Source organism: Phocaeicola sp. (assembly GCF_057861905.1).
Genome location: NZ_DBMACV010000076.1, coordinates 1 through 15,956, shown reverse-complemented (window position 1 = coordinate 15,956; position 15,956 = coordinate 1). Strand labels below are relative to the sequence as shown.

At 41.4% G+C, this 15,956-nt stretch carries 7 protein-coding genes; all 7 read left to right on the top strand.

Translation table 11 applies throughout. The features are described 5' to 3' along the window. A partial coding sequence (locus tag ACZM60_RS12525; protein WP_489521666.1) for a glycoside hydrolase family 88/105 protein occupies positions 1-1,764 on the top strand: 1,764 nt, incomplete at its 5' end. Between the two features lie 15 nt (positions 1,765-1,779). Next, the gene (locus ACZM60_RS12520; RefSeq protein ID WP_021971328.1) at positions 1,780-3,264 is read left to right on the top strand and encodes a glycoside hydrolase family 28 protein; all 1,485 of its coding nucleotides are present in this window, start codon (positions 1,780-1,782) and stop codon (positions 3,262-3,264) included. A gap of 289 nt (positions 3,265-3,553) precedes the next feature. Then, complete coding sequence (locus ACZM60_RS12515) at positions 3,554-6,796, top strand: SusC/RagA family TonB-linked outer membrane protein (RefSeq protein ID WP_021971329.1); 3,243 nt, start codon at positions 3,554-3,556, stop codon at positions 6,794-6,796. Between the two features lie 15 nt (positions 6,797-6,811). Beyond that, entirely contained in the window at positions 6,812-8,779 is a 1,968-nt protein-coding gene (locus tag ACZM60_RS12510) for a RagB/SusD family nutrient uptake outer membrane protein (protein ID WP_489521665.1), read from the top strand. 87 nt (positions 8,780-8,866) lie between these two features. After that, the gene (locus ACZM60_RS12505) at positions 8,867-10,186 is read left to right on the top strand and encodes a pectate lyase family protein (protein ID WP_489521664.1); all 1,320 of its coding nucleotides are present in this window, start codon (positions 8,867-8,869) and stop codon (positions 10,184-10,186) included. A gap of 170 nt (positions 10,187-10,356) precedes the next feature. Further along, positions 10,357-12,465 carry a hypothetical protein gene (locus ACZM60_RS12500; RefSeq protein ID WP_489521663.1) on the top strand — a complete coding sequence of 703 codons (2,109 nt, stop codon included), beginning with the start codon at positions 10,357-10,359 and terminating at the stop codon, positions 12,463-12,465. A gap of 102 nt (positions 12,466-12,567) precedes the next feature. Next, a complete protein-coding gene (locus ACZM60_RS12495) occupies positions 12,568-15,828 on the top strand; it encodes a DUF4450 domain-containing protein (RefSeq protein WP_489521662.1) in 3,261 nt (1,086 codons plus the stop codon). The last annotated feature ends 128 nt before the right edge of the window (positions 15,829-15,956 follow it).

Below are 15,956 nucleotides of genomic sequence, written 5' to 3'. Positions count from 1 at the left end.
ATTGTTTCTTTGAAAACAAACCGGATGCATTGCAAGGATACTATATTGAGGACTCAAAACAACTGGCCTTATTCTAAACTTATCCCGAACTCAGGTAATATGATAAATTCCTGGCGTGAACGGTGGGGGCAATCAGACATGCCTTTCTATTTTATGCAGATAGCTCCTCACTACAGACAGCCAGCTGAGATTCGCGAAGCACAGTTGAAGGCTTGGCGTGAGAGCGGACTGAAAAATGTAGGAATGGCAGTTGTTGTAGATGCTGCAGATTCAACGGATATTCATCCGCGTAACAAACGTGTGGCAGGCGAACGTTTAGCTGCATGGGCTTTAGCCAAACAATATGGTAAAAATGTGACTTATTCGGGGCCTGTATATAAAAAGATGAAGATTAGTGGAAATAAAGTTGTACTGAGTTTCGATTATACAGATGGTGGCTTGAAAACCCTTGATGGTGGTAAAGTGAAGGGCTTTTTTATAGCAGGAGAAGATGAGCGTTTTTATCCTGCATCAGCAGCAATAAAAGGAGATAAGTTGGAGCTTACCTCGCCTGAGGTTACACATCCTGTTGCTGTAAGGTATGGTTGGGGAACTTTCTTTCGGATAAATTTATGCAATGGAGCAGGTTTCCCTGCTGTCCCTTTCCGTACAGATTGTTTTGCTCCGAAAAAAGCGTCGCGGCGATTTGCTGATTCAGAAATACGTCGTTTCCCTCAGGCATGGCAGCTGGATCATGGAAAACGTCTTTTCTTTGGGTATGCTCAAGGGGTAGGTTGTTGCGCAATGCTTGAAATGTGGAGGTCTACCGGCGATAATCGTTACTTTGATTATGTAAGAGAGTGGGGAGATACGATTATTAATGATAAGGGAGAGATTTATAAATACGACATGTCTGCTTATAATCTTGATTTTATCAATTCTGGAAAAGTCTTGTTCGACCTTTATCGGGAAACACATAACGCTAAATATAAGAAAGCGATGGATTTGCTGGTTAAGCAATTGGAACGTCATCCTCGTACTTTGAAGGGCGTTTTTTGGCATAAACTGGTCTATCAACATCAGATTTGGTTGGATGGCTTATATATGGCTTCTCCTTTTCTTGCTCAATATGGAGTGGAGTTTAATCGTCCGGATTTGATTGATGAAGCGATAAAACAGTTCAGACTCTGTCATGAGTATACATATGATATGCAGACTGGATTGTATTATCATGCTTGGGATGAAAGTAAATCTCAACGTTGGGCCGATCCTGAAACTGGACATTCACCTAATTTTTGGGGGCGTAGTATCGGGTGGTGGTTTATGGCTCTTGTAGATGCACTCGATTATATTCCTGAGAATCATCTTGGACGTGCTGACATGATTGTTTGGATTCAGGGACTTGCAGAAACTCTCCCCAAATATCAAGATAAGAATGGATTGTGGTATCAGGTTATCGACCAGCCCAAACGTGAGGGAAACTTTCCGGAAGCCTCTGTTACGAGCCAGTGTATGTATGCATATGCCAAGGCTATAAATAAGGGATATATTGATAAAAAGTACCGTTCTGTAGCAGAAAAAGCATTTAGAGGATTGAATGATAAATTAATGCGTGAGAACTCGGATGGCACTTTAACCTTGACTCGTTGTTGTCAGGTGGGAGGATTGGGAGGAAATCCCTACCGCGATGGAAGCTTTGAATATTATATAGGTGAAAAAATACGTGATAATGATGCAAAAGCAACAGGTCCATATATTATGGGATGTTTGCAATTGGGCTATTAAACAAGTTGAAAACTTATGAAGAATATAGTAGTTTTTTTTTGTTGTATTTACTTGGTTGTAAATGCTCTTGGGGCGAAACAGCCTTATAAATATGAGAAACTTTATAGAGATTTACCATTTGAAATGCCTCGTGTAGAGGCTCCGTCCTTTCCTGATAATGAAATGAATCTGAAAGATTTTGGTGCAGTAGGCGATGGCATGCATCTCTGTACAGAATCTTTTGCCAAAGCTATTCATGCTTTAGATAAAAAGGGAGGTGGAAAACTGATTGTTCCGGCAGGTGTGTGGTTTACAGGTCCTATTGTATTGAAGAGCAATATCAATTTGCATGTAGAAAAGGGAGCTATTATTTTATTTTCTCCCGATGTTGATTTATATCCGTTGGTAGAAACTGTATTCGAAGGACTGGATACCCGGCGTTGCCAGTCGCCTATATCTGGACGAAATCTGGTAAATGTAGCCATAACAGGGCAAGGAGTGATTGATGGAAATGGCCATTATTGGCGTCCGTTGAAAAGGCAAAAAGTTACAGAGGGACAATGGAAGGCAGCAACTTCTCGAGGAGGTGTATATAAGCGTCCTGATTATTGGTTCCCTTATCCTGAAACATTAAAAGGGGACACTATTAGTAATATGAATGTTCCGCAAAATCTGAAGACAGAGGAGGAGTGGCAAAGTGTACGGCATTTTCTTCGTCCGGTTATGGTTAGTTTTATAGAATGTAAAAACGTATGGCTGGAAGGAGTCGTTTTTCAAAATTCTCCGGCATGGAATCTTCATCCCTTGATGTGTGAGAATGTTTTAATAGAAAATGTAGCAGTTCGGAATCCAAGTTATGCTCAAAACGGTGATGGACTCGATTTGGAATCCTGTAAAAACGCTTTGATCGTGAATTCTTCATTTGATGTCGGTGATGACGGCATTTGCTTGAAAAGTGGAAAAGATGAAGATGGACGTCGTCGTGCCCGTACTTGTGAAAATGTAATAGTAGATGGCTGTACGGTATACAAGGGACATGGAGGTTTTGTGGTAGGAAGTGAAATGAGTGGAGGTGTACGGAATATTTCTGTAAGTAATTGTCAGTTCTTAGGAACAGACGTGGGCTTACGTTTTAAAAGTAAACGGGGCCGTGGTGGGGTTGTAGAGAATATATGGATTCGTAACATTTCAATGATTGATATTCCGACCGAACCTGTAACCTTTAATCTTTATTATGGAGGGAAATCGGCTGTCGAGGTTTTGGAAAGTGGTGAAGTCATTCCTGTAAAAGTTGATCCTATGCCGGTAGACGAAACAACTCCGTGTTTTCGTAATATCCATATAGAGTATCTGACATGTTCGAATGCACGTCGGGCTATGTATTTTAATGGAATACCAGAGATGCCTATTGATGGAATTACTTTGAAACATATACGTATCAGTGCAAAAAAAGACGCTGAGTTTTATTATTGTACGAACGTTCATAAAGAAGATGTGAAAATAGAACTGTTGGTAAAATAAAGATAATATTAATTCTTGTTTTTCGGACCTGAAGATGTCGTGAGATATTTTCAGGTCTTTTTATTTGCAATGTATATTGTCATATAAATATAATCTTTTAGTAAAACTATAAATCGGTGGGTATTTGTGTCTCGTTTTATGTTGTTGTGTAGATGTTTCATTGAATATTTGTTGCATGTATGATTTTATAGGTAAACGTACTATTTTATATGTGCTAATCATTTAGATTTAATAGTTTTGCAGCGTCTAAAAATTAATTAATAACTAATTTATGTATTACTAATCAACTATGAGAAGCATACAAAAAAACTTTTACTTATTAATTGTTCTGTTAATAAGTTTTCCGTTGAATGTTCTTGCTCAGAACAAAACAATTACCGGTACTGTAAGGGATGCTAATGATGTTGTTATCGGAGCTTCGGTTACAGTGAAGGGTCAGGCCTCTATAGGCACTATTACAGATATGGATGGTAATTATACATTGTCTGTGCCTAATTCGGCAAAGGAGTTGACTTTTTCTTATATCGGTTATGAAACACAAAGTATAGCTATCAAAGGCCGTACTACTATTAATGTAACCTTAAAGGAGAGTAGCCAGATGCTGGAAGAAGTTGTTGCAATCGGGTATGCGAAAGTAAAACGTAAAGATTTGACAGGTTCTTCAGTTTCTGTTGGAGCAAATGAATTGAAGATGTCACCAGTAAGTACTGCTGCACAGGCTTTGGCTGGTAAAGCTGCAGGTGTGAACATTGTTCAACAAAGTGGTGCCCCGGGTGCTGAAATCAATATTACGGTTCGCGGTGGAACATCTATAACACAAGGAACTCAACCTTTGTATATCGTCGATGGTTTCCAGATGGAAAATGGTTTGCAAAATGTCGATATTAATGATATTGAGAGTATCGATGTTATGAAAGATGCTTCAGCTACCGCTATTTATGGTGCTCGTGGTTCTAATGGTGTTATTTTGATTACGACCAAATCGGGAAAATCAGGCAAGACAGAAGTCTCTTATAATGGTTTCGTAAGTTTCGATCATTTGGGGAAAAAATTGGATTTGCTGGGAGTAGAAGATTATGTAAAATATCAGTATGAGTTCCAGTTATTGCGAAGTAATCAAAGTAGCTTTGCCAATCTGTTTGGTGGAAATATAAATGATGCAGATTTTTATAGTGGAGCCTATAGTCGTATTCATGATGATTATGGCAGTCGTGAAGGTCTTGACTGGCAAGACGAAGTTTTTGGTTCTACAGGCATTACACAAAATCACAATGTGAATATTACAGGGGGTACTGAGAAAACAAAGTACATGATTAGCTATAATTATACGGATGAAGATGGTATTATGGCAAAACATGGTTACCAGAAGAATAGTATACGTGCTAAAGTAAATCATGAACTATGGAAAGGCGTTCGTTTTGATTTTTCTTCTAATCTTCAGATGACTAAAGTTGAAGGAGGTGGTAGTTTGGGAGGTAAGTTGAAACAAACTATTCTACAGCCTGTGACAGGTGGTGTACAATTTACCAACGAACAGATGCTTAGCCAAGATTTGTCGGATGCATATTCTGATATGCCGGGTGCTGATAATTATGATATTAATAACCCGTTATTGGATAATGAAGCAATTGATCAGGAAAAATATACCCGTTTTGCTACTGTAAATGCAGGCATAGAAATTGATATCATAAAGAATTTGACGTGGCGTACTGCAGCCAGCTACATGTGGCAGCAGGTACGTGAGGATTACTGGGATAATGGTTCTACTCGTCAGGCTGACGCCAATCAGAGTCCCTATGGTTACGGCTATCGCAATAATGATGAAAAATATTCATGGCAGGTGACCAATACATTGAATTATGCTTTCGACTTAGATGATCATGCTCATGATTTTAACGTCTTGTTAGGACAGGAAACCTGGTATACAGAATCGATGAACTTGGATAATGAGTACCGTAAGTTTACGGATGGTAATTTTGGATTGAACGATGTAAGCATGGGTGAACCTTATACCTGGAAGTCAGGTAAAAGTCGTGAAGGTCTGGTTTCTGTATTCGGCCGTCTTTCTTATAACTATAAAGAGCGCTATTTATTTACGGGAACTTTACGTGCCGATGGCTCTTCTAAATTTGCAAAAGGCAATCAGTGGGGAATCTTTCCGTCGGCATCTGCTGCATGGCGTATTTCTGAAGAAGCATTTTTGGAAGATGTAGATTATCTGGATAACCTGAAACTTCGTATTGGTTATGGTACCGCAGGTAATAATAACATTGATAATAATATGTATGCTACAAGTTATGGATCGGGACATTATGGAATTAATGGAAGTGACTATATCACGTATGTTCCAGGAACGACATTAGGAAACCCTAATTTGAAATGGGAGAAAACAACAACAACAAATGTTGGTCTTGATGTTTCTGTATTGGGAAGCCGTGTAAATTTGTCGGTCGATTTCTATAACAATGAATCTTCAAACCTTTTGATTAAGAATAAAATACCAACTTCTACAGGTTATAGTGACCAGTATCAGAATATTGGAGCAATTCGTAATCGTGGTGTAGAATTGGTGTTGAATACAACAAATATTCGTACAAAGGATTTTACTTGGAGTACAGACTTTAATATTGCTTTCAATCGTTCAAAAGTACTTGAACTTTATGGTAATGAAGAGACAAATTACTTCATTCAGGATTATGAAAGCCGTATGGGATATAAAATTGAAGTTGGAAAACCATTGGGGCAGTTCTATGGATTAGTTTATGATGGAATCTATACGACAGATGACTTTACTCAATTGTCGGATGGTACTTATAAGTTGAAAGACGGAGTTCCTTCCTTGAAAGGTTTTGACCGTTCTCAGGTAAAGCCGGGCGATGCTAAATATGTTCCTCAAGCAGGTGAAGTTGACGAAAATGGTAATCCGGTCTGGTCTACAAACGATCGTACAGTGATAGGTAATGCTGCACCTAAGTTTACTGGTGGTATGAATAATACATTCAGATATAAGGGTTTTGATTTATCTGTATTTATGAACTTTTCCTTTGGTAATGATATCTTTAATATGAGTACTCAACGCTTTATCGGTCCGTATTTATCCAATCAGAATACATTGGCTATCATGAGTAATCGCTTTACTCTGATTGATCCATCTACCGGTAAGGAAACTACAGATTTGGTTCGTTTGTCGGAGCTGAATCCGGGACAATATAGTGATGATATCATGTGGAATATTTCCCAAAATAATAAAACCGCTATCAGCGATCATAGCAGTTATTATATAGAGGATGGTTCTTACTTACGTTTCAGTACAATTACTTTAGGCTATACATTCCCTAAAGCTTGGATTCAGAATCTGAAATTGAGCAACGCAAGAGTTTATTGTACGTTGAATAATATAGCTACTATTTCAGGATACAGTGGCTACGACCCAGAAGTGTCAGCAAAAGACAGTGCTTTGACTCCGGGTATTGATAATTCTTCTTATCCACGTTCTAAGAGCTGGGTTATTGGTGTAAATTTAACATTCTAATTGCAATTAATAATTATGAAAAAGATAATAAATATTGTAGGCGTATCGGTACTATTGTTTACATGCGCTTCCTGTCAAGACTGGTTAGACATGCCTTCGGAATCGAAGGCTGATAGCTCTTCTGTTTTCGAAACTGTAGGACGTGCTGAGATGGCTGTTGTAGGGGCTTATCCAAGTATACACACTCAGGAACTTGGTTATCAACTGTTGGAAGGTACAGATGAGGCCAGTTCTTCAGAAACAAACTCCAAATACAATGTTTCTAATTATGACTATACTTCTACTTCTTCGATGCTGAGTGGCACATACAATAGTATGTATAAGGCCATTGAATATACTAATGTCTGTATAAAGAATATTCCTCTGATGAAAGTTTCAGAAAGTGAGCAGCTCAAATTAAATTCATTATTGGGTGAAGCCTTGGCTATCAGAGCATATGCATATTGGAATATCGTACGTTTTTATGGTGATGTTCCATATACCGAAACACCAACCTCCGATTTGACGACGTTCTCTTCTTCACGAGTTAGTCGTGATACAATTTATGATCATTGTGTCAGAGATTTACAACAAGCTGTTAAATTGTTACCTTGGCAGAGTGAAGGTATGGTATCAACTCCTGAACGTTTTACAAAGAACTCTGCTTATGGTATATTGGCTCGTGTCGCTTTGTATGCTGCTGGTTATTCTTTGCGCTGGGATTTGAGTACTGTTCCTTATAATGCGTCTACAGTTCGTATCGCGCAGCGTGAAGACAAGGCTCGAGTTCGTGAGCTGTATCAGATTGCGGCTGATGCATGTAAGGCAGTTATTACCCAAAATGAAAATGGATTGTTAGATAATTACGATGAAGTATTTCGCGATTTATGTACAAAGCAGTACAATAAAGAAACAATGTTAGAATATGGATGGTATGGAGCAAATTCTTCTGATGTGCGTACTGGTTATGTAAATGGTATTCCGACTAATGGATCTGGTGGCACATTTGGTAAAGGTGGTGCACAAATGATAGCAATGCCCACATTCTATTTTGAATTCGATGAAGGCGATCAGCGTCGTGATGTTTCTGTTTGTAATTATGGTTTGTATACAGACGGTACATATCAGATGAATACTTATATAGGTGCTGGAGTTGGTAAGTATCGTATCAACTGGTGTAAAAACAGAGGAACTTCTGACAGCCGGCGTGATATAAATTTCCCGCTGTTGCGTTATTCTGATGTATTGCTGATGTATGCAGAGGCTTTGAATGAGCTGAATAATGCTCCAACTGCAGATGCAATCGACGCATTTAAGCAAGTACGTATGCGTGCATTTAAAAATGATGAAGCAAAGATTGGAACAATACCGTCCGATTATGAAGGATTTAAAAACGCGATAATACAGGAGCGTAAACTGGAACTTTCTCATGAATCTCTTCGTAAAACAGATTTGACACGTTGGGGTATCTTGTATGAACAACTTACTGCAGAGAAAGAAAAATTGTATCAGCTGGCAAATCGCGAAGGTAAATATGCCAATGTAGATGTATACCGTGCTTATAAAGGAGGTACAGCTGTTTATCAGGATCCTACTGTTGCGTTGCCGTATGTTACTGTTAAAGAAAGTGATTTTGAAACGATGGGGCTTACTGCCGATGAAATTGATAAACTGAATATATTGAATGATAACGTAAATGGAGGTTTTCTTGAAAAAGAATTTTATGAAGACGAAGCTGGTAATGTTTATTTCTCTAAAAATTCGGCTCCTTCTGGAGCGAAGCTGACTCCAGTTACTTATACCATCCTGAATATGTTTGGCTGTCATACCATAAAAAGTAAAGGTGGACTGTATGTAGATTCTAATGTATATGAAGATAATACATTTATAACCAGAATGTTTTATGGATTGCAAAAAAATATGGTTGAAATATTACCATTCAGTACAACAAGTATTATTGATGTAAATCCAGGGTTGGCCGGTCAACAACATCCTTGTTATTGATTTTATAAAATAAGATTTGAAAAGGCAGGATTGGGAACGAATTCCTATCTTGCCTTTTTACATCTTGTTTGATTAGACAATGTAATTATGAATATGTATTTAAAAAAGGTAGGTTTCTCGTTTTATCTGTTGAGTATATTTGCCTATGTTCAGTCACAGAGTCTGGCTTTTCCCGGAGCGGAAGGTTATGGAAAATATACTGTAGGAGGAAGAGGAGGAAAGGTTATTAAAGTTACCAATTTGAATGATTCAGGCAAAGGTAGTTTTCGGGAAGCCGTAGAACAGCATGGAGCAAGGATTGTTGTTTTTGATGTGGATGGCACAATCGAATTGAAGACTCCTTTACGTATTAATCATGACAGTATCACCATTGCCGGGCAGACTGCACCGGGAGCCGGAATTTGTCTGAAGGATAATCCTTTGATTATAAACGCGAGTGAAGTTATTATACGTTATATCCGGGTTAGAGTTGGCGATAAATATAAAACAGATGCTGATGGTATAGGGGGAGGACGATATGGTCAGCATCATGTAATATTAGATCATTTAACTTCAAGCTGGTCAATTGATGAATGTTTGTCGATTTATAAAACAAGGAACCTCACTGTACAGTGGTGTATGGTTAATCAGAGTCTTACATGTTCTGTTCATACTAAGGGATGTCATGGCTTTGGGGGAATATGGGGAGGTTATAAAGCTACGTTCCATCATAATCTTTTAGCTAACCACTCCAGTCGTAATCCAAGATTTTCGTCGGTAGACAATACCAAAATGGTCGATTTCCGTAATAATGTTGTGTTTAATTGGGGCTTTAAAGCTGCTTATGGTGGAGGACATTTTGGCGGGATCAATATGGTTGCCAATTATTATAAGCCGGGGCCTGGGATCCAATGTCCTAATAAATTGCTGGACGTAGCAGAGGATGGTACTGGTAAATATTATGTAAGCGGGAATATTTTAGAGGGGAATCCCACTGTTTCAGAAGATAACAGAAAAGGTGTTTTTGGAAAAGATTCACTTGCTTGTTTGGTTAAATGTCCTTTTGCCTATGAGCCTATTACGGAAGATACACCTCAGGAGGCATATCGTAAAGTTCTGGAGCAGGCAGGCTGTAGTCTGGTACGTGACGATTATGATAATGAAATTATCAGCCAGATAAAGCGTGGAGTTTCGCCGTATGGAAATAATGGATTCATAGATACGCCCGCCCAGGCTGGAGGATGGCCTGAGTTGAGAAAAGGAACTTCTTTACTGGATAGCGATGATGACGGCATGCCTGATGAGTGGGAAAAGAAACATCATTTAAATCCGCAGGATGCAAGTGATGCTTCCTCTTTTACACTTAACCGATATTACACAAATGTAGAAATGTATATGAATAGTTTGATAGAAGGGCCGGTTGATTGAAATGAAATTTTTATCGGAAAAAGTGCAAATTTTGTGCACTTGTATCTTTTTCTATCAGAATGTACATTATTCTATGCAATGTTTTGTTTATATGTTTTATATTCGCAATGTACATAAATGGGCTATCAATCAAGGTCCTACACATTAATTTCAAGAAATAATTAGAATACATGAAACAACTGATTTATTTAGTGGCAGCCCTGACTTTTACAGCATGTAGCGTAGAAAAGCAGGAACCTATCGACCGTTATGCGCTGGTTACCCGCAACAATCCTTCTGTAACGGCTGTAGATTCACTGGCATCTTTATCTGTAGGTAATGGAGAGTTTGCTTTTACAACAGATATAACCGGCTTGCAAACCTTTCCGGAGGTTTATAAAAATGGTGTACCGTTAGGTACGCAGAGTCAGTGGGGATGGCATAGTTTTGCTAATCCGGACGGATATAAGCCAGAAGATGCCTGGAGGGAATACGATTTTGGTCGCGGACATAAAGAAATATACTCTTGTCAGTTCAAGGAAAAAGGACGGCAGCGTGATGCTTCAAATTGGCTTCGTGCCAACCCTCACCGTTTGCATCTGGGAATCGTCGGGCTGGAACTGAAAGAAGGTGTTACACCTTCTCAATTACAGAATATTCAGCATAATCTGGATATGTGGAATGGTGAGGTGAGTAGCAGCTTCTCTCTTGCCGGAGTTTCATATCATGTGCAGACGGTTTGTCATCCTGTAAACGATATGATTGCATCAAAAGTTTCATCTCAGTCGCATCCGGAAATAAAATTTCACTTTCCTTATCCTACGGGCGGGCATTGCGATGATGCTTGCGACTGGAATGCAAACGACAAGCATTCTACGACTCTTGTCCGACAAGATAAGCAATCGGCTGTACTAAAACGTGAATTGGATGCCACGACTTACTATGTAACCATTCGCTGGGAAGGTGAGGCTTCACTGGCAGAGAAGAGTAAAAACTATTTTGTACTGACTCCTGCTGATACGGTTCTTGCGTTTACTTGCCAGTTTTCTCCTGAGGAATCAAAAACTCCTGCTATTACATTCGCCGAAACAGAAAAGGCGTCGTCTGAATACTGGAATAATTTTTGGAACAAAGGTGGGGTAGTCGACTTTTCTCTCTGTACCGATTCCAGAGCAAAGGAACTGGAGCGTCGTGTAGTGCTGAGCCAGTATCTGTTGGCTATCCAGTGTGCTGGTTCTACTCCTCCACAGGAAACCGGACTTACTTATAATTCTTGGTTTGGCAAGTTCCACATGGAAATGATCTGGTGGCATCAGGCACAGTTCGCTTTGTGGGGGCATCCTGAGCTACTTGACCGTACATTGGCTTGGTATCATCAGGCAGAACCCGTTGCTCGTGAGATAGCAAAGCGTCAGGGATTTGAAGGAGTACGCTGGATGAAGATGACCGATCCAAGCGGAATGGAAGCACCTTCTAATGTCGGCAGTTTTCTTATCTGGCAACAGCCACATCTGATTTATCTGGCAGAGTTACTGTATCGTGCCAATCCATCGGACGAACTGATAAAAAAATACAATGATCTGATTCAGGAAACGGCTGAGTTTATGTATTCGTTTGCCGTTTACGATAAGGAACACGACCGTTATATTCTGAAGGGAGCTATTCCTGCACAGGAAACACTGCGTGCTGCCGATACGGTAAATCCTCCATTTGAATTATCATACTGGCTGTTTGGCATGCAGACAGCACAAACCTGGCGCGAGCGTGCCGGCATGCAACGTGTGCCCGAATGGGATACGCTGATAGAAAAACTGTCACCGCTTGCTTATAACGAGGATAAATTGTATTTAGCTGCCGAAACAGCTGTCGATACGTATAAGGATATCCGTTTCACATCCGACCACATGGCTGTGCTGGGAGCAGTAGGCATTTTGCCAATGAATAAGCTGGTCAATCCCGAATATATGAAGAATACTCTGAATTGGGTATGGGATAACTGGAACTGGAACAAGACATGGGGATGGGATTATCCGATGACTGCTATGGATGCTGCCCGTCTGGGGAAACCGGAAAAGGCGGTAGGTGCCTTGCTGATGGATAAGCGTACCAATACGTATCTGGTAAACGGACACAATTATCAGGACGGTCGTCTGCGTATATACTTGCCGGGTAACGGTGGGCTGCTTACGGCTGTAGCAATGATGTGCGCAGGTTGGGACGGTTCGGAGGGGGTTAATCCGGGCTTCCCGAAAGATGGTACATGGAATGTACGCTGGGAAGGTCTGAAGCCACTGCCATAATGAGTTGAGTTAGTTAATATATGGATTGACCGGAAACATCATATATGTATGCTTTCCGGTTAATCTCTTTTTGTTGTTTAGGAATAAGTAAAATAGTCAGCAATGAATAAGAATAACTTGTTTTCGTTTGTGTGTTTGTTGGCATTGGGAGTATTTTCTCTGCCGGCACAAACCAGACAGGCTAAAAAGATTGGCGATTTTATAGAGTCGACTTCTTATAATGAACATAAGCGGGGAACTGCACGTACGCTTCAGTATTATCCCGAAGGAGATGATTTTGTCTGCATAAACGGAAAGAACCGGTTTACACGAGCTCTGTATGGAAGCTGGTCACCTTTTCGTCTTGAAACGAGCGACCGTCCGGTATTTGCAGCATACGATAAGCGTAACAGTAAGCACATTCGTTTCCTTCTGCAGGGCAGGGGACTTTCGCTTGCTCTCGACTCTATCGAGTTCTGTGAGGCCAGATATACAGCCGGCAGGCGCACCTACCTGCTGAGAGATACAGCTTGGGGCAAGGGTACAATCACGGTTTCTGTATTGGCTTTTCCCGATTCTGATGGAGCAATCTGGAAATTTTCTGCCAGAGATTTGGCAGACGATATGATTTTGCGTTGTTTCATCTCCGAGATTCGGGCAAAGAAACTCAGTCGTAACGGTGATATGGGAGCTGACCCTCCCGGATGCTTCGAGGCTCCGGAGCATCCTGAAATGCAGAAGGAGTACGATTTAGCATTGACCGATGAGGCTTATTTGGTACTGGAAAACCTGGATTTGAAGCTTGTTTCTACTGATGAAGGAAGACGTTTGTATGGCAAGGCTGAGGAAGCCCGGAAAGCGCTGGCATCGCGTATCCGTTTTTCTACTCCAGATCCGTATTTCAATACGCTGGGAGGAACACTTGCTGTTGCTGCCGATGGAATATGGGATGGAGAAGTCTGGCTTCATGGAGCTGTAGGATGGCGTATGCCTCTGAGCGGATGGCGTGCAGCTTATACAGGGGATGCTTTGGGATGGCACGACCGTGCCCGCAAGCATTTCGACGCCTATGCTGCTAGTCAGGTAACCAATGTATCCAATACGATTCCGCATCCGGCACAGGATTCCGCTTTGCATCTGGCACGTTCTGTCAAGAAATGGAGAACTCCTCAGTATAGCAACGGATATATTTGCCGCAATCCTCGGCGAAACAATCAGATGCATCATTATGACATGAACTTGTGTTACATCGATGAACTGTTGTGGCATTTCAACTGGACCGGTGATTTGGAGTATGCCCGCCAGATGTGGCCGGTGATAACCCGTCATCTTGCTTGGGAGAAGCTGAACTATGATCCAGACAATGATGGGTTGTATGATGCTTATGCTTGTATTTGGGCAAGTGATGCTTTATATTATAATAGTGGAGCTGTGACACATTCGTCTGCCTATAACTATCGGGCCAACAAGATGGCGGCGGAAATAGCAGGCAAGATTGGGGAAGATGCAGAACCATACCAGAAAGAAGCCGACCGGATTCTGAAAGCGATGAACAAACGTCTGTGGCTGGCTGATAAAGGACACTGGGCGGAATTTCAGGATTTCATGGGGCATAAGCGTCTGCATGAAAGTGCGGGAGTGTGGACTATTTACCATGCTTTGGACAGTGAAACGGCTGATCCGTTTCAGGCTTATCAGGCTACTCGGTATGTCGATACACAGATTCCTCATATCCCGGTTGCCGGAAAGGGACTGAAAGACGAGGGGTATGCTACTATCTCTACAACCAACTGGCTGCCGTATTCATGGAGTATCAATAATGTTGCCTTTGCCGAAGTGATGCACACTGCACTTGCCTATTTTCAGGCAGGACGTGCTGATGAGGGATATAAGTTGCTGAAGAGTTCTGTGCTCGACGGAATGTATCTGGGCGACAGCCCCGGAAATTTTGGACAAATCAGTTTCTATGATGCTGCTCGTGGCGAGTGCTATCGCGATTTTGGTGATCCTGTAGGAGTTGCCTCACGGGTCTTGATTCAAGGCGTATACGGTATTTTGCCGGATGCAATGAACGGCAGACTGCTTATTCGTCCGGGATTCCCGTCCGATTGGGACAAGGCTTCGCTGGAAACACCGGACGTGTCTTACAGTTTCTTGAGAGAGAAAGATACGGATACTTATCAAATTTGCCAGCGTTTCGGCAAACCATTGGAAATAGGACTTCAGGTTAAGGCTATACGTGAACAGGTTGCCTCGGTCGAGGTGAATGGAAAGAAAACAGTCTGGAGTTTTGTTGAAGCAGCCAGTGGGCATCCGGAGCTACTTGTGAAAGTACTTGATGTGAAAAATGCAGAAGTAATTATCCGTTGGAAGGGGAAATTTTTACAGACTTTGGCCGCCGAAGAGCTGGAGGTTGATGCAGGTGGACAGATTTTACTTCGTGCTCCTCAGGGAGTCGAGTTGTGCGAAGTTTACGATCCGCAGCATCTTTTGGTGTCGACAAAAGTAGAACGAAACAGTTACAACACAAACATAAAGAAGGGTGAAGGACATCATACTTTTTTTGTCCGTACCCGTCAGGGGAACATGAACTGGTGGCAGCCGGTAAATGTCTTTATCCGGAGTCTGCCTGCCGCGGCGAGAGAGGATTTTGCTGGTGTTGATTCATCAGCCTGTCGCATGGTCAATATGGATCAATATCTGAACGATTCGGTGACTTCGATTTTTCGGGAACAGTATTTCTCGCCACGTTCTCCGTATACTACCTTGCAACTTCCTGTTCAGGGAATAGGAGAATGGTGTCATCCCCTGCTGAGTGCTTCGATAGATGACAGTGGTTTACGGAATCTGGTTCGGAATAACCGGTTCGACACTTCATTGGGAGTACCATTCCGCCTGATGAAAAAGGGAAACAACATTGCTTTTACATCGTTATGGGACAATTATCCCAACAGCATTTGCATACCGCTGGCAGGAAAGGCTTCGCATGCATACTTGCTGCTTGCCGGAAGTACGAATCACATGCAGTGTCATATTGCGAATGGTGTCCTGAAAGTTCGTTATTCCGATGGTACATCTACTGAAATGACTCTGACTAATCCGGACAACTGGTGCCCGATAGAGCAGGACTTTTATGTAGATGGAAAGGCGTTTGTCCTATCCGAACCTCGTCCGTACCGCTTGCATCTGAAAACCGGAAAAGTCAGTCGTGACTTGGGAAAGGAATTAGGTATTACAGGAGTGTACGGTCGTGAGATAGAAGGAGGGGCAGGAGTCTTGCTGGATATGCCACTCGATGCAGAGAAAACGCTTGAGTCGCTTACACTCGAAACGGTAGCCAATGATGTGGTTATCGGACTGATGGGAATAACCTTGCAGCAATAGGCGGAAAATCTGCCCGCAAATTAGAACAAGAAGGTGTGTCAAAAAGCACACCTTCTTTTTTAGCACAAAGCCCCGACTTTCACAAGCTGGGGCTTTGTTATTACCTAAAGATTTTGTATCTTTAAGCA